The organism is Yoonia maritima (assembly GCF_002933395.1).
GTDB lineage: Bacteria > Pseudomonadota > Alphaproteobacteria > Rhodobacterales > Rhodobacteraceae > Yoonia > Yoonia maritima_A.
This window is the reverse complement of sequence record NZ_PKFN01000007.1, coordinates 759,529-774,258: the sequence shown is the minus strand read 5'-3', so window position 1 is coordinate 774,258 and position 14,730 is coordinate 759,529. Positions and strand designations below refer to the sequence as shown.

Genomic DNA, 14,730 nt, shown 5'->3' with positions numbered 1-14,730 from the left:
CGAAACGAGGACAATCATGACTATCGCACTACCAGGTTCGTCCAAAAAAGGTATTGGCGGACTATTTGGACGTAAGTCTAAAGCTGAGAAAAAGTCACCTACTGCTGAAAAGCAACTGACGCCGCAAGAAGTTGCGAAAATGTTTAAGGGTCCAGCTGCTGTTAAAGCGGTGAAGCCAACCAAACTGAACGACGTTGAAAAGAAAGACGTTGAACGTTTGGGTAGCCTGCGCGGCGCGCTGTATTCAAAAGACTAATCGCGCGATAACGCGCGCTCTAATACATAGACACGCAAGGCTGACGCAAGACCGATGTCTTCGCGGCTTTCGTCTATTTCAGCGGCTAGGCCATTGATTGTTTTGCCATCTTGGTCCGCTATTTTCCGAAATTGATCCCAGAAAATATCTTCGAGCGACACGCTCGTTCGATGCCCACGTAGTGTGAGCGACCGTTTCACCGGGCGTGCATGCTCAGTCATCGTCGAATTTCAACTGGGATAACCGATCATTTGTCTGCTTATCGCGGGATGCCTCCAGCAGGCGTTCGGCCTTGGTACGGCCAAAGCGAACGGCATTTTCGTCCGCTTTGGCTTTGGCCTCGGCGCGGGTGCGCGCTTTGCGGGCCTGGTTTAGGTTGATCGGTTTCACTTAGGACCGATCATGTCTTCGGGGCGCACGACCTTGTCGAAGGTTGCTTCATCCACAAAGCCCAGTTTGATCGCTTCTTCTTTCAGGGTGGTCCCGTTTTTGTGCGCGGTCTTCGCGACGGTTGTCGCGTTGTCGTAACCAATGGTGGGGGCCAGCGCTGTGACGAGCATCAGGCTTTCGCGCATCAGCTTTTCGATACGTGTGCGATCCGCACGGACACCAACAACGCAGTTGTCTGTGAACGCGGATGATGCATCACCCAAAAGCTGCATAGATTGCAACACGTTATAGGCCATCATTGGCTTCATTACGTTCAGTTCAAAATGACCTTGTGAACCGGCAAAGCCGACAGCGGCGTCGTTACCCATGACATGCGCGCAGACCTGCGTGATCGCTTCGACCTGCGTTGGGTTAACTTTGCCGGGCATGATAGATGAACCCGGCTCGTTTTCTGGCAGCATTAATTCGCCTAGGCCGCAACGTGGGCCAGAGCCAAGCATGCGAATGTCACAGGCGATTTTGTAAAGGCTCGCAGCAACTGTTTTCAGCGCGCCGGACATTTCGACCAATGCGTCGTGTGCGGCCAGTGCTTCGAATTTATTAGGTGCTGTGACAAACGGTAGGCCAGTGATTTCTGCCATGTTCGCGGCAACTGTTTCGCCCCATCCTTTGGGCGTGTTCAGGCCAGTGCCCACGGCTGTGCCACCTTGTGCTAATTCATAGATCGCGGGCAGGGCGGCTTTGATGCGGCGCAGGCCCATCGCGACCTGATGGCTGTAACCGCTGAATTCTTGACCCAATGTGAGCGGCGTTGCGTCCATTGTGTGGGTGCGACCGATTTTGATGATGTCAGCGAATTCTTCTTGTTTCGCGGTCAGTGCTGCATGCAGTTTTTCAAGGCCGGGGATCAGAACGTCACGTGCAGTCGTCGCAACTGCGATGTGCATTGCCGTTGGGAAAGTGTCGTTAGAAGACTGGCCCATGTTGCAATGATCGTTGGGGTGGACCGGATCTTTGGATCCGATTACGCCGCCCATTATTTCGATTGCGCGGTTGCTGATCACTTCGTTGGCGTTCATGTTTGACTGGGTACCGGAACCTGTCTGCCATACGACGAGCGGGAAGTGATCGTCCAGTTTGCCCGCGACGACTTCGGCCGCTGCTGCGATCATTGCGTCTGCTTTATCAGCGTTCAATTTGCCGCGTTCTTTATTCGCCATAGCGCAGGCTTGTTTAATCACACCAAGCGCACGCACGATTGCAACTGGCTGCTTTTCCCAGCCAATCGGGAAGTTCATCAAAGAACGCTGGGTTTGCGCACCCCAATAGCGGTCCGCTTGGACCTCAAGTGGGCCAAAACTATCGGTTTCTGTGCGTGTCTCGGTCATGGATGAACCCCTTTTGAAATAATTTCAAAACAGGGTTTAAGCTGCAGCCCGCAGGATCGCAAGATCGCAGCGTTACTTACGGAACTGATCCAAGCTAACGACTTCCGCTTCTTGGCGTTCTTCAGGCTCTGCCGCGGGTTCGACCATCTCTTCCATCGGCGCTTCTTCGATATCAAGGATATTGGCGTCTTCTTCCTCGTCTTCGGGGCTCTCAAAGCGCAGGCCGAATTCGACAGAAGGGTCAACAAAGGTCCGAATGGCGTCGTAAGGGATATAAAGCCGTTCAGGGCTATCGCCAAAGTTCAGGGTGATTCCGAAACCTTCGTCAGTGACATCAAGGTCCGCAAACCAGTGCTGGATAACAACGGTCATGTCGCCGGGGTAACGGTCTGATAGCCAATCTGCGATCTCGACATCGGGATGCATTGTGTCAAAGGTCACAAAGAAATGGTGTTCGCCGGGTAGCCCATCTTTTGCGATATCAATCAGCACATTTTGGATAAGGCTCCGCATGGCGCGATGCATTAGATTTCCATAGTCGATTGTGCTGGTCACGGTGTTTTCCCCAAATATCTGTTGTGACCAGCATACGTGGTTTTTGTCGGGTGAAAAGGGGGCGCTGTCATAATGCGCCCAACATCAACCCCGCGATCGCTGAGATGAATAAAACAAGGGGTAATGACCAGTTTTTCCAAAGCAACAAGATGCCGGACATTGTGGCAAGCGTCACAGCGACGGGTTGAACCGTGGTTAGACTTGGCCAGATCACGGTCATTGCCCCCCAGTGCAGTGTCGTCGTTTTCGCAAAAATAACATGAAGCGCGAACCACAGCGATAGATTTGCAATAACCCCAACCACTGCTGCGGTGATGGCGGCAAGTGCGCCGCGCAAACGTGGCCGCCCATCCAGCCAGTCGATAAGTGGCGCACCTGCGAAAATCCAGATAAAGCACGGAACAAAGGTAACCCAAAGGGTCAGCACACCAGCAATAAGCGCGAGCCCTATGCCACCTTTCGCCATGCCAGCGACCATCCCAACAAATTGCGTCACAAGAATAAGTGGTCCGGGCGTCGTTTCCGCAAGGCCAAGCGCATCCATCATCTGCGCAGTCGTGAGCCATTGATAGGACACGACCACCTCTTGGGTCATATAGGCCAAAACCGCATAGGCCCCCCCAAATGTGACGACAGCAAGGGTCGAAAAAAATAGACCTATATCAAGTAAAAATTGATGATTTGTGAGCGCGATAACAACCAGCGGTGCAGCCCAAATTACGGCCCCAATCAAGACTGTCACAACAGTTTTGCGCAGGCTGGGCAGCTGTGCTGTTGTTGTGACTTGATTGGGTGATTTTGAAATCGCTCCGATAATGCCAGCCGTCAAGACAACAATCGGAAACGGTATCGCAAAAAAGAACAGTGCAATGAATGCCCCAACGGCGATGGCAATATGCGCCGACCGGACAAGAGCACGTTTTGCAATTTTGATGAGCGCTTGAATAACGATGACTACAACGCAAGCCTTCACGCCCATGAAGAATGACTGCACTAGCGGCAATTCTCCGTATGTCCCATAAGCGAGCGCAAGTAGAACAATAACTAGGGCGCCGGGAATGACGAATAACCCGCCCGCGATCAGCCCGCCGATGACGCCCATCCGTTTCCAGCCAGCATATGTGGCAAGCTGCATTGCCTCCGGGCCGGGAAGTATCATGCAAAATGACAACGCCTTAAGATATTCGTCTTCGCTCAGCCAAGGGCGGTCTTCGACCAATTCTTTGTGCATCAACGCGATTTGCGCTGCTGGCCCCCCAAACGACAGCAAACCTATGCGTCCAAAAACGCGAAAGAGTTCAAAGATCATGCGTTTCATCCTGCCGTCAGGTACCCAAAGTTAAAGCGCGTCGTGAATTACCATGCCTGAACAATGTTAGTTGTCGCCGTGATGACACACAGGTCGCAACCATAAAAGCTATTAGGTTGAAAAGAATAGCGCGCATAAACCGGCAATGGCACTGCGCACGATATTTTCAAAGAATAGCGGGATAAGATGAGGTGCAGGTTTCTGTTGCCAGGTACCTGCGGACCCCGCCATAGACTGCAAGCCTATGGACTTAAGGTTTCGATATTTCGCACAGCTTACGCTGCGAGAGCCATCGGTGCTTTGTTGTCATTTGCAACTAGCTTTGATGAACCGATAACGGTGGTGTCTCACCGAAACAAAGCAAACCCCTTTAGACGTTCGTCGATCCTATTTCGTCCCCATGGCTGCCAAATGAGCAGTTTTGGTGGAGACGCAGGGTACCGCCCCCTGGTCCGATCCGCTTATTACGAGCGCGTTTATGTTCATAGTCCCGAAGGACAAGACACAGATAGGTGTTCATGCGGGGTTGTGCAAGTGGGCGAATGCAGGTGGGTAGGATATCTAATGCGATCACATCTTAGTGCTTTTGACACTTTTGTGCTGGTTTTGCCCACGTCGGGGTGGTCATCTTTTTAATGAACCGCTACGCGTCCCGAAAAAATCGCGAGTGCTTAAGTTAGATGTTAAAAACCAACTCGGCTGTGACCTATGTCGCCGCAATCTTTGTCGTTGTTAGCCCCTTTGGGCAGGCGTTGGCAGAAGATACCAACCAAATTTCTTTGGGCCATTTAAAGACGGACACCTTTGACGGTGGATATTTTTTTGGCGATTTTAACCTATCGGTGGGCGAGGGGGCTTGGGGCGCCGAACTTGGTGTGTTTGGCGTTGTCGGACGCTTGCATGAAACATATGCCTCTGTGACATGGACTCAGGATGATCACAAAGTCGAACTAGGTTTTCCGCGACCCGCATATGACCGCTTTGCCGTTTCCGGACTGGCGCAGTTGATGCCGCGTCTCGCGCTTTTCAGTATTAGCACAACCCGTAGCCGGGCAACCGACGGGGTTATGACTGAATCTGAATTTCTCCCCTATGGCGCGGTCTACAGCCATCAGGCGCGTGACCTTAGCATCTCAGTGCATGGGGTGCCGGATACTGATATTACCATTTACGGAATTGGTACCAGCGTTGCGTCAGGCCGATGGGGTGTCGATTTGGCGGCCGAGGCTGTATCAGAGAATTCAGATTGGGATTGGAATGCAAAAACGCATTTGCGTTATGATGCTGGGCCTGCACGCTTAGGTTTCGGGCTGTATGCTGCCGAGGCAAATGATGCTGGACATACTGCTGAAATGTTTGCCGAATTTGACATTCATGATGATACAGAGCTCACCGCATTGCTGCGCCAAACCGAAGACGCAGACCCCGCGATTGGGGTAGGCGTTACATATGCGTTTGATCTTGGGATCAGCACTGATTTCACAATGGTCCATGCCGCAGATGCAGGGCTTGCTGTCGCTGCGGCTGTTTCTTACGGATTTTGATCAAGACGCCTGTGAATACTGTGCCGTTGTATCGTTAAAGCCGTCATAGCGTTGTGCGATGATACGGGTGAGTGGTCGGCCTTCGGGTGTGATCCGCAGAATAGTGCCATCACGCACAACAAGGTCCGCAAAATCGGCAAGCACCCTATCGTGGACCCGGGTAAGCGTATGTGCGTTGGGAAATTTATCTAACGCGCTCAGATCAATTTCGAATTGGCACATCAACATATTGATCGCCGCAGCGCGCGGTCTGTCTAATGCGGACAGGTGATAACCACGATGACCAGCAAGGTTTCCGCCGCTGATCCGCTGAATATAGGCCGCTGTCGCGGATGCGTTCTGCACATAACCTTGCGCGAATTGCGAGATTGACGAGGCGCCGATTCCAATCAGGCTTTGACTGGCGTCGTCGGTGTAGCCCTGAAAATTGCGGCGTAGTTGTCCGTGATTTCGCGCAATCGTGAGCGAATCTTCGGGCTTTGCAAAATGGTCGATACCGATGGCTTCGTATCCGCTTGCTCCAAACGCGCGGGCGGCTTGTTGGGCAAGGTGGTAGCGTGTTTCTTCGTTTGGTAATGCCGCGTTGGGAATAAGCTGTTGGCGTTTCGCGAAGTTTGGCACATGGGCATAGCCAAACAAGGCAATGCGGTCGGGATCCAGTTGCATGACTTTTGAGATCGTATCATCCAGCTTTTTAGCGTTTTGATGAGGTAACCCATAAACCAGATCGGCGTTTAATGATGTGATCCCTGCCGCACGTAGGCTTTCGACGCAGTCACGCGTGGTCTCAAAGCTTTGTTCGCGGCCGATAGCCGCTTGGACATCAGGTGCAAAATCTTGAATGCCAATGCTTGCCCGCGTCATACCCGTTGCTGAGAGTGACTCAATTTTGGCGTCATCGACAAGTGTAGGATCAATTTCAACTGAGAATTGAAAGTTTGCGGTAGGAGAGATGACATCCTTGATTGCGGTCGCGAGGTGCCGGATCATGTCTGGTGTCAAAATGGTTGGCGTGCCACCACCCCAATGCAGCTGCCCCATTTTCAAACCAGCGGGCAAAGTTTTGCGCAATAGTTCTAGTTCTGCTTTTAGGCATGTCAGGTAGGTTTCAACCGGTTTGAGTGTCGTTGTGCCTTGCGTGCGGCAGGCGCAGAACCAGCATAAGCGTTCACAAAATGGGATGTGAACGTAGACAGACACGGGGGTGTCGGTATCGAGGGTGCGCAAGCATTCAGACTGAAATGCGGCTCCGGTCTGTGCGGAAAACGCGGTTGCAGGCGGGTAGCTGGTATAGCGGGGCACACGGGCGTCAAATAATCCGTGCTGGCGAAGGCGTGACATATGATCCATGTCGTCTGAAATGGCATATCCCCGCGCCTGTGTATTTGCGCCAGATCAAATGGCGCGGGGAAAATTTCTAGACCTCTGTGTCCATAAAACATGCCGTGATTTCAGCGATTTGTTCGGGTGTGTGGTCGCGCTTAAAGAATGTCGCGAACCCGGTGTCAGGCATCATCAGATATGTCTGCGTTGAATGATCGACGAGGTAGTATTCGTCGTCACCATCTTGTTTACGGTAGTAAGTACGGTACGCCTTAGAGGCGACACTGACTTGCTCTGCCGATCCGGTGAGACCGATCATGTTTTCGTGAAAGTTTTCGGTGAAGTCACCAACGACCTGTGGCGTATCGCGGTCAGGATCAACCGATATGAACACAGTGCCGATGTCATACCCTTCATCTTCCAAAAGGTAAGCGGCTTGCGCGTTCCGTGCGCTATCAAGTGGGCAAACATCGGGGCAAAAAGTGTACCCAAAATAAACGAGCGTTGGTTTCGTGATAACGTCTGTATCTGTGACGGTTTCACCTGTTTCAGATACGAGTTCGAATGGTCCACCAATCGCTGAGGATGCGACTGCGGTATCACCGCAAGGGGTTTGCTTGGCGTTTTGCGATACATTCCAAGTGTATAGACCCAACCCCGCCGCCGCAATGAGGGTTGTTGTCCCGATAATGACAGCTTTCATTGCCGTCTCCTTTGGTTTGGCGCCTTCGTTAGGCCGAAGGCGCGTGTCGGGTTATCAGTGATTGTGTTCCATGGTGCGTTCGACCACTTCAAAAGTGATATCCACTTCGCCAGCATGTTCAAAAATCAGCGTTGCGGGAATGGTTTCACCGACCTCAAATGGGTCGCCCTGGAGCCCCATGAACATCACGTGATAGCCACCCGGTTCGAGCGCAACCATTCCGCCCGCCGGAACTGGGACACCTTCGACATGCATCATTTTTGCGACGCCATCGGTGAATTCTGTGGTGTGCAGTTCAACACGTGGAAAATCTGCTTCGACGCTCAGAAGGGTATCATCTGTGTCGCCATCGTTTGAAATATGCATGAAGCCACCGCCAGCCATCGCGGTTGGCGCTGTTTCAAAAGCGGTGGGATGCATCACTGTGATGTTGGATTCTGCCCATGCAGCTGGTGCGACGAGAATCAGAAATGCGCTTGCGATAAGGGTATTCAATTTCATGGTTCGACTTTCTTAAGGGTCCGCGCCAAAGGCCGGACGATAGCATTGATGTTGATTGTCGGCGTTATGCCAATGGAGGCGCACGTGCGGCGTAGGCCCAATCAAGAATAGAAAGACGTGAAATTGATGCGCTTTTCCCAATCCAAAGCGTGGATGTCGCAAGCTGAAGAGCAGGAAACTGTGCAGGAGTAGGCGTCAAACAGCCATGTGAAACAATGCATGCAAGGCATTGGTCTGCTCTGGCGTGACGCGGATCACCCGTTTGACCACAGATGTCGGCCCAGTCACCGCCAGCAAGAACGTAAACAGTCGCTTGGGCATCAACAGCAGGTGTAAGAGCGCGATGCCCAAAGCCAACAAAGGCAAGGGCGATTATAACGATACAAGAGATAAGGCCGCGTCTGGTCATGTCGCAAGAGTTAGGCGATATGATCGCAAGATACAAAGGTTAAACCGTCGCAGGTGCGGTCGATCAAGATCCACCCTACGCGGTAAAGGCGGCACTTAAGGCACCGCCTATGCGATAGCTATTTAGAAGCCAGCTTTGATGAGCTCAAACGTTTCTGCTTGGCGTTCGCGCATTGCGTTGCTCATTGGGAGTTGCGCCAAAACAGGAACATCTATTGTGCCAAGGCCGGATGCAATCAGGTCGTCCTCGCTAACTTGGGTCGAAAGCGCGACTGCGTTTGCAGAGCCGTAACCGGCGTCAAGCAGTGGCACCACCGATGCATCTGCAAGCATTGCATTCATATAGTCATAGGCTTTGTCTTCGACGCCGGGACTGTCAGCGAGGTTGACGTAGCCGCATAGCCAAAGAGATGAACCTTCTGTGGCCTCGCGTTGAAAGGCAATTGGTCGTTCTTCTTCGACCATGGCCGGATAGGTTTCGTTCCATGCCCAGCTAATTAAAATTTCGCCAGATGAAAGCAGCTGTGCCAGCTCTGCGGGGTCCGTCCAATAGGTGCGCAGGTTGGGGTGAACTTCACGCAACCAATTTGAAGCGGCTTCAAATTGTTCATCAGTTGCATCGGTCCAGTTATCGACCCCAGTTGCAAGGTAGGCCAGCGCGTAAGCATCATCGACGTTGTCTGGCAAGGTAAGTCGGCCAGCATAAGCGGGGTTTTTGAAAACTTGCAGTGTCGCAACGTCATCTGCTGGAACTTGTTCAGGGTTATAGGCAATGGCTGTTGAGCCAAAATCAGTTGGGATAAAATAGACTGCTTCAGCGGCGGCAACGTCTGTGCCGGTTAGATTGCTATCCAAATCACCATATGCGGTGATTTTATCGATATCCCATGCTTCGATTATACCGCTTTGTGTCCATTTGCTTACCGAGCCAGCGCAGATATGCGCGACATCTGCCTTAAAACCGGACCGAATTTTTTGAAATGCTTCGTCTTCGTCCCCAAAAAACGCGAAGGTTGGGGCGTCGCCGTGCTGTTCCACATATCCACTGTGGAAAGCTGGATCTTCAAAGCCGGAATAGTCAAAGACCAGTAGATCAGCGTCTTGCGCCGCGGCAGCGGATGTAAGCGCAACACATGAAACAGCGCTAAGAAGTGTTTTAGATTTCATAAACCGTACTCCCGATTAAATTCTGAAATACAGATTAGGTCTGCGCCAAGCGTGCGGCAAGAGGGATTTGATTGTCAGCTGATGCCATATTCGAAAGGCACAGCATTTGAGCGATTTAAGTGATATTGCGCCTTGAAATGCACGGCTGAGATTTCTTGACATAATTGCGAAACTTGCTTTTTCTAGCTTTGTCCCCCTGACCTGTGATTGATTTTAGCAAAAGGAATTTTCAAGGTGATTACTCCTGAGTACTGCCGCACGATGGCAGCTTATAACAAATGGCAAAACGATGGGTTACGTGAAATTGTTAAGAACATGGCCCCACAGGCGCTTGAGCAAGATCGGGGCGCGTTTTTTGGGTCAATCTTTGCGACACTGAACCATTTGCTTTGGGGTGATACGCTTTGGATGAGCCGATTTGACGGTGGTCCGGCGCCAGATCAAACCATTCGAGATAGCACCCGATTTATGCCGACGGGGGCGACTTGGGCGGCGGAGCGGTTTCGTATGGATGGACGGATTACACATTGGGCAGAACATTTGCATGCCGTTGATCTCACTGGCACCTTGCGTTGGTATTCTGGATCTTTGCAACGGGATTTTGAAAAACCGGTGAGCTTATGTGTGACGCAATTGTTTAACCATCAGACACATCATCGCGGACAGGTACATGCAATGTTAACGGCTGCTGGCGAAAAACCTAATGATACTGATCTTCCCTTTATGCCAGAAAACTGATCCTCTGACTGTATCGCAATGAGGGAGGTGCATATGTTCAATGCTTTGATCGTTGAAAAGGACGAGGATGGGAAAACTGCAGCGGGCGTGCAGAGAATTGAGATTGATCAATTGCCTGCTGGCGATGTGACCGTTGCAGTTGAATATTCAACTGTGAATTACAAAGATGGGCTTTGTATTGGTCCCGGTGGTGGGCTTGTTCGGAATTACCCGCATGTGCCCGGCATTGATTTTTCTGGCACAGTCGAGGCATCTGATGACCCGCGCTATGCACCGGGTGATAAGGTTGTTTTGACCGGATGGCGTGTCGGAGAGGTGCATTGGGGCGGCTATGCCCAAAAGGCCCGTGTGAATGCCGATTGGTTGGTGCCACTCCCCAATGGGATCGATACGCGTCATGCGATGGCCGTAGGGACAGCAGGTTTTACGGCGATGCTCGCGGTTATGGCGCTCGAAGATCATGGGATCAAAGATGGTCCGGTGCTTGTTACTGGGGCAGCTGGAGGGGTAGGGTCAGTTGCAACCGCAATTTTGGCAAACCTTGGCTATGATGTTGCAGCAGTGACGGGGCGTCCTGAAACTGCAGATTATCTAACATCGTTGGGTGCCACGCAGATCGTCGCACGTGAAGACATTAACGAAACGACCAAACGCCCGCTTGAGGCGGAAGCATGGGGTGGCTGTATCGACGCAGTCGGGAGCGCCATGCTCGCGCGCGTGCTAGGCCAGATGAAATATGGTGCGTCTGTCGCGGCTGTGGGTCTTGCGGGTGGGGCTGATTTACCTGCGACTGTGATTCCATTTTTGCTGCGCGGGGTGAATCTGCTGGGGATCGATAGTGTCATGCAACCTTATGAAAACCGTTTACGCGCTTGGGAAAGGATCGCAAAAGACCTTCCGATGGCGAAACTTGATGCCATGATCCAGCCTGCGATCCTGTCAGACCTACCGGATTTGGGACGCGATATTTTGCAAGGTAAAGTCAAGGGACGCATCGTTGTGGATGTAAACGGGTAGGCCGCGGCGCACGTCAGAAACGTTGACTGCGCGGAAATAGCCCCAAAACTGTTTGAATATAGGGTTTTGATGTATTTGCGTCAGGGCCCTTTTTATGACACGGGCTTGACCTGCGGCAATCGACGCTAAATCAGATGAAAACAGATTCAGGACGCAGCGCTGATATGAATAACTCACCCATTATAGTTTGGTTTCGGCGTGATTTACGCCTGCGCGATCACGAAGCATTGGCGGCGGCCTGTGCAACTGGGCGGCCGGTGATCCCTGTCTTTATCTTTGATGAGTTGGTCGAAAGTTTAGGTGCTGCGCCGAAAATGCGGCTGGGTCTTGCTGTGGATCATTTTGCACAGCTGCTGAAATCGCACTCAAGCAATCTGGTATTGCGAAAAGGTGATGCCTTAACCGTCTTAAGAGAGCTCATCGCCGAGACCGGGGCAGGGGCTGTGTATTGGTCACGCCTATATGACCCGCAGCATAAATCGCGTGATACCGTTGTTAAGTCCGCGCTTAAGCAAGACGGAGTAGATGTCCACAGTTTCACCGGGCATCTGTTGTTTGAGCCGTGGACAGTTGAAACGAAAACCGGCGGTTTCTACAAGGTATTTACGCCGATGTGGAAGTCTGTGCGTGATCGTAGCTTAGCGATTTCATTGCCTGCACCTGATGGGATTGCATCTCCGGAGCAGTGGCCACGATCGGAAAAGCTTGAAGATTGGCACATGAGTGCTGAGATGAAGCGCGGTGCGGATGTTTTGGCAACCTACTGTGTTGTCGGAGAGAGCGCTGCAATAGATCGCTTACGCCAGTTTTTAAGCGAAAAAATTGACCGTTATGTGGAAAACAGAAACATACCGGGCGTGGCTGGAACATCTGGGCTGTCGGAAAACCTAACCTATGGAGAGATCAGCCCGCGCCAATGTTGGCACGCAGGTTGGAAGGCGCTGCATGATGGACATGCGGGGGCGGAAACGTTTTTGCGCGAGCTAGTCTGGAGGGAGTTCGCATATCATTTGGCTCACCATACTCCGCAGTTATTGACCGGGAATTGGAAGCCCGAGTGGGATGCGTTTCCTTGGAATACCGATGAAACAGAACAGGTTATGGCGTGGAAGCAAGGTCGGACAGGTGTCCCGTTCGTGGACGCTGCAATGCGTGAAATGTACGTAACTGGCGTTATGCATAACCGTGGTCGTATGATTGTTGCATCATATCTAACAAAGCATCTGTTAAGTCATTGGAAAATAGGTCTGAACTGGTTTGCTGATTGCCTGATCGACTGGGACCCGTGTAGCAACGCAATGGGATGGCAATGGGCGGCGGGGTCTGGTCCCGATGCCGCGCCTTATTTTAGGGTTTTTAACCCTGTGACACAGCTCGATAAATTTGATCCGCAACGCGCATATGCGGATCGGTGGATCGCCGAGGGAAAAACCACCCCCAGTGCTACGGCACAATCTTATTTCGATATGGTGCCAAAGTCTTGGGGGATATCACAACAAGATCGGTATCCCTCACCGGTTGTCGATGTAAAGGCAGGGCGTGAGCGTGCGCTGGACACGTATAAAGCACGTTAATTGGGATCGATAACGGCAAACACGCAACACATTTGATGTTGGGATATCACATCATATGTGTCATTTAATTATCTGATAATGTTTGTTTATTTTTCAAATTGAAGTCAGATTCGAGGCCGTTATTTCGCATCTAGGCGCTTTTCTGCATGAACGATCCGATTGTTCATGTGTGCCTCTTGCATGGATTAAGATCATCGCTGAAAATAGGGATGAAAAATTTTGCCCGAGCCCTTGGTCTTTGGGCCGGAACGATAAGGACAAAGATTTATGCCTACTGCTGGACGGCTTGCCGGTGCCGTGTTTCTTGCTTTGTACGGTTGGTATATCGCGGGTATCGCAATTCCATATTTTCCAGAAGAAAACGCACCGGGATATCTAATACCTTTATGTGCTGCTTTAGGGGTGTTTTTTGGGTGGCGCATGTTGGGGCGTCATGCGGGGCTTGGGTATCAGGCTGCGATAGGACAGGGCTTAACGGTAGCGCTAGTTTTCGGTTTTAGCGTTTTGTTCGTTCTCGGCTTTCTCCAAATGATAAATAAGGCGATGCGGAATCACTATGATGGGCCAATGGAAGCATTACTTGGGTCTTTTAATGAGGCAGGTGAGATCGCGCTATATTTTGTGAATATCAATATGATTGCATCTATTTTGATTGGCGGCGTTCTATGTGCTTGGGGCACAGAGTATTTCGCGAAACGGTACCCGTAAACTCATGCATATTTTCGTGTACGGGACATTGATGTCCCCTGATTTGTTTTGTGCCGTATCTGGTGCGTCAGATCCATCAAATTTGTCGGCACGGTTGGATGGTTACACCCGTCTTATGGTCGATGGTGATGTTGTGCCATTTGTTGCGCCTGAGAAAACTGGGCAAGTTACAGGGCTTGTCTGGCTTGACGTGACAGAGGCACAGCTGGCCCGCCTTAGCCTGTATGAGGGGGCCTTTGGATATGAATTGCATCCTATGTCCGTGATCGGGCCCGACGGCGTACTTGAGGTAATGTGCTATATGCCACCTGCGGGGATCGCTGCTTCTCAAATACCTTGGTCGCTTGACGAATGGGAAAAAACCCATCTTGTGCCTGCGTTATTGGCTGCGGAAGAGCTTTACTCGCATGTTCCTTTGCCTAGACCTGACACGTTACGCCGGATGTGGCCGATGATTGAAACGCGTGCATGGGCCAAACATCGTGTGCAGGTCGCGCCCGCAACTGTACGGTATGACGCAAAGCCAAATGATGTTGCGCTGGTGTCAAAACGTCCTCCTATGGGCGAGTTTTTTCGGTTGCAGAATATCGATGTGCATCACCGGACCTTTGATGGCGGGCGGTCAGATACTTTGAACAGGGAAACGTTCCTCGTTGTCGATGCCGCTATGGTTCTGCCTTACGATGCCAAGCGTGATAAGGTGCTGTTGATTGAACAGTTTCGGGTTGGTCCCGCGATGCGCCATGATCCTAATCCATGGATGCTAGAGCCGATTGCGGGAATCATTGATGCGCGTGAAACGCCAGAGCAGGCGGCGCACCGCGAAGCCCAAGAGGAAGCTGGGCTTAAGATCGATCGTCTTGAACCCATCGGAGAGTTTTACGCCTCTCCCGGTGCGAACACCGATTATTTTTATACCTATGTTGGCTTGTGTGAACTATTGGTCGACGCGCCATATTTTGGCGGTTTAGCGGACGAAGGAGAAGACATTCGTCTGCATCCTATGCTTTTTGACGACGCTATGGCGCTTGCGGATAGTGGCGAAATTCAAGTTGGGCCACTTTTGCTAATGCTGAATTGGCTTGCACGCCATCGTGACCGACTTCGCAGCATGGCTTGAGTTCACGCGAGCGCGGTTCTACACAGGTA

The 14,730-nt window shown here is 51.6% G+C and carries 17 protein-coding genes and 1 other RNA gene; 7 read left to right on the top strand and 11 right to left on the bottom strand.

All coding sequences use genetic code 11. The features are described from left to right. Positions 1 to 16: 16 nt before the first annotated feature. The gene (locus tag CYQ09_RS05335; RefSeq protein WP_106744346.1) at positions 17 to 256 is read left to right on the top strand and encodes a hypothetical protein; all 240 of its coding nucleotides are present in this window, start codon (positions 17 to 19) and stop codon (positions 254 to 256) included. Here the strand turns inward: CYQ09_RS05335 and CYQ09_RS05330 are convergent. The 6 genes from CYQ09_RS05330 to ssrA form a co-directional block, all read right to left on the bottom strand. Continuing rightward, positions 253 to 477, bottom strand: a complete 225-nt coding sequence (locus CYQ09_RS05330) for a ribbon-helix-helix domain-containing protein (RefSeq protein WP_106744345.1) — start codon at positions 475 to 477, stop codon at positions 253 to 255. The genes CYQ09_RS05335 and CYQ09_RS05330 overlap by 4 nt on opposite strands. Then, the gene (locus CYQ09_RS05325) at positions 470 to 646 is read right to left on the bottom strand and encodes a DUF4169 family protein (protein ID WP_106744344.1); all 177 of its coding nucleotides are present in this window, start codon (positions 644 to 646) and stop codon (positions 470 to 472) included. The genes CYQ09_RS05330 and CYQ09_RS05325 overlap by 8 nt, the downstream gene beginning before the upstream one ends. Next, positions 643 to 2,034: a class II fumarate hydratase gene (gene fumC, locus CYQ09_RS05320; RefSeq protein ID WP_106744343.1), complete on the bottom strand. Its 1,392-nt coding sequence runs from the start codon at positions 2,032 to 2,034 to the stop codon at positions 643 to 645. Before fumC ends, CYQ09_RS05325 begins: the two co-directional genes overlap by 4 nt. A 72-nt stretch (positions 2,035 to 2,106) precedes the next feature. After that, positions 2,107 to 2,589 carry an SspB family protein gene (locus CYQ09_RS05315; RefSeq protein ID WP_106744342.1) on the bottom strand — a complete coding sequence of 161 codons (483 nt, stop codon included), beginning with the start codon at positions 2,587 to 2,589 and terminating at the stop codon, positions 2,107 to 2,109. 67 nt (positions 2,590 to 2,656) lie between these two features. Next, entirely contained in the window at positions 2,657 to 3,898 is a 1,242-nt protein-coding gene (chrA, locus tag CYQ09_RS05310; RefSeq protein ID WP_106744602.1) for a chromate efflux transporter, read from the bottom strand. 190 nt (positions 3,899 to 4,088) lie between these two features. Beyond that, positions 4,089 to 4,436, bottom strand: a transfer-messenger RNA (tmRNA) gene (gene ssrA / locus CYQ09_RS05305). 142 nt (positions 4,437 to 4,578) lie between these two features. On the opposite strand from ssrA, the gene CYQ09_RS05300 reads away from it, so the two are divergent. Further along, positions 4,579 to 5,442, top strand: coding sequence for a hypothetical protein (locus CYQ09_RS05300; RefSeq protein WP_106744341.1), 864 nt, complete (start codon positions 4,579 to 4,581; stop codon positions 5,440 to 5,442). Here CYQ09_RS05300 and hemN read toward each other — a convergent pair whose 3' ends face one another. From hemN to CYQ09_RS05275, 5 genes are all read right to left on the bottom strand, one after another. Further along, complete coding sequence (gene hemN / locus CYQ09_RS05295) at positions 5,443 to 6,792, bottom strand: oxygen-independent coproporphyrinogen III oxidase (protein ID WP_106744340.1); 1,350 nt, start codon at positions 6,790 to 6,792, stop codon at positions 5,443 to 5,445. Positions 6,793 to 6,859: 67 nt separating this feature from the next. Next, positions 6,860 to 7,468 carry an SCO family protein gene (locus CYQ09_RS05290; protein ID WP_106744339.1) on the bottom strand — a complete coding sequence of 203 codons (609 nt, stop codon included), beginning with the start codon at positions 7,466 to 7,468 and terminating at the stop codon, positions 6,860 to 6,862. Between the two features lie 54 nt (positions 7,469 to 7,522). After that, positions 7,523 to 7,969 carry a copper chaperone PCu(A)C gene (locus CYQ09_RS05285; protein WP_106744338.1) on the bottom strand — a complete coding sequence of 149 codons (447 nt, stop codon included), beginning with the start codon at positions 7,967 to 7,969 and terminating at the stop codon, positions 7,523 to 7,525. Between the two features lie 64 nt (positions 7,970 to 8,033). After that, positions 8,034 to 8,378: a hypothetical protein gene (locus tag CYQ09_RS05280; RefSeq protein ID WP_106744337.1), complete on the bottom strand. Its 345-nt coding sequence runs from the start codon at positions 8,376 to 8,378 to the stop codon at positions 8,034 to 8,036. 122 nt (positions 8,379 to 8,500) lie between these two features. Then, on the bottom strand, positions 8,501 to 9,544 hold the full coding sequence (locus tag CYQ09_RS05275; RefSeq protein WP_106744336.1) for an extracellular solute-binding protein: 1,044 nt from the start codon (positions 9,542 to 9,544) through the stop codon (positions 8,501 to 8,503). Positions 9,545 to 9,778: 234 nt separating this feature from the next. Between CYQ09_RS05275 and CYQ09_RS05270 the strand changes: the two genes are divergently transcribed. From CYQ09_RS05270 to CYQ09_RS05250, 5 genes are all read left to right on the top strand, one after another. After that, positions 9,779 to 10,282 (top strand): DinB family protein, encoded by a 504-nt coding sequence (locus CYQ09_RS05270; protein WP_239495855.1) that lies wholly within the window; start codon positions 9,779 to 9,781, stop codon positions 10,280 to 10,282. Positions 10,283 to 10,315: 33 nt separating this feature from the next. Continuing rightward, the gene (acuI, locus tag CYQ09_RS05265) at positions 10,316 to 11,299 is read left to right on the top strand and encodes an acryloyl-CoA reductase (RefSeq protein ID WP_106744334.1); all 984 of its coding nucleotides are present in this window, start codon (positions 10,316 to 10,318) and stop codon (positions 11,297 to 11,299) included. Positions 11,300 to 11,463: 164 nt separating this feature from the next. Further along, entirely contained in the window at positions 11,464 to 12,873 is a 1,410-nt protein-coding gene (locus tag CYQ09_RS05260) for a cryptochrome/photolyase family protein (protein ID WP_106744601.1), read from the top strand. 267 nt (positions 12,874 to 13,140) lie between these two features. Further along, entirely contained in the window at positions 13,141 to 13,581 is a 441-nt protein-coding gene (locus tag CYQ09_RS05255; protein WP_106744333.1) for a TrgA family protein, read from the top strand. A gap of 4 nt (positions 13,582 to 13,585) precedes the next feature. Further along, a complete protein-coding gene (locus tag CYQ09_RS05250; protein WP_106744332.1) occupies positions 13,586 to 14,701 on the top strand; it encodes an NUDIX domain-containing protein in 1,116 nt (371 codons plus the stop codon). Positions 14,702 to 14,730: the final 29 nt, after the last annotated feature.

Excerpts from the sequence above, each read along its gene's own strand:
- CYQ09_RS05335 (WP_106744346.1), top strand. The coding sequence starts at position 17 with ATGACTATCGCACTACCAGGTTCGTCCAAAAAAGGTATTGGCGGACTA.
- CYQ09_RS05330 (WP_106744345.1), bottom strand. The coding sequence starts at position 477 with ATGACTGAGCATGCACGCCCGGTGAAACGGTCGCTCACACTACGTGGG.
- fumC (WP_106744343.1), bottom strand. The coding sequence starts at position 2,034 with ATGACCGAGACACGCACAGAAACCGATAGTTTTGGCCCACTTGAGGTC.
- chrA (WP_106744602.1), bottom strand. The coding sequence starts at position 3,898 with ATGATCTTTGAACTCTTTCGCGTTTTTGGACGCATAGGTTTGCTGTCG.
- CYQ09_RS05300 (WP_106744341.1), top strand. The coding sequence starts at position 4,579 with ATGTTAAAAACCAACTCGGCTGTGACCTATGTCGCCGCAATCTTTGTC.
- hemN (WP_106744340.1), bottom strand. The coding sequence starts at position 6,792 with ATGGATCATATGTCACGCCTTCGCCAGCACGGATTATTTGACGCCCGT.
- CYQ09_RS05290 (WP_106744339.1), bottom strand. The coding sequence starts at position 7,468 with ATGAAAGCTGTCATTATCGGGACAACAACCCTCATTGCGGCGGCGGGG.
- CYQ09_RS05285 (WP_106744338.1), bottom strand. The coding sequence starts at position 7,969 with ATGAAATTGAATACCCTTATCGCAAGCGCATTTCTGATTCTCGTCGCA.
- CYQ09_RS05280 (WP_106744337.1), bottom strand. The coding sequence starts at position 8,378 with ATGACCAGACGCGGCCTTATCTCTTGTATCGTTATAATCGCCCTTGCC.
- CYQ09_RS05275 (WP_106744336.1), bottom strand. The coding sequence starts at position 9,544 with ATGAAATCTAAAACACTTCTTAGCGCTGTTTCATGTGTTGCGCTTACA.
- acuI (WP_106744334.1), top strand. The coding sequence starts at position 10,316 with ATGTTCAATGCTTTGATCGTTGAAAAGGACGAGGATGGGAAAACTGCA.
- CYQ09_RS05260 (WP_106744601.1), top strand. The coding sequence starts at position 11,464 with ATGAATAACTCACCCATTATAGTTTGGTTTCGGCGTGATTTACGCCTG.
- CYQ09_RS05255 (WP_106744333.1), top strand. The coding sequence starts at position 13,141 with ATGCCTACTGCTGGACGGCTTGCCGGTGCCGTGTTTCTTGCTTTGTAC.
- CYQ09_RS05250 (WP_106744332.1), top strand. The coding sequence starts at position 13,586 with ATGCATATTTTCGTGTACGGGACATTGATGTCCCCTGATTTGTTTTGT.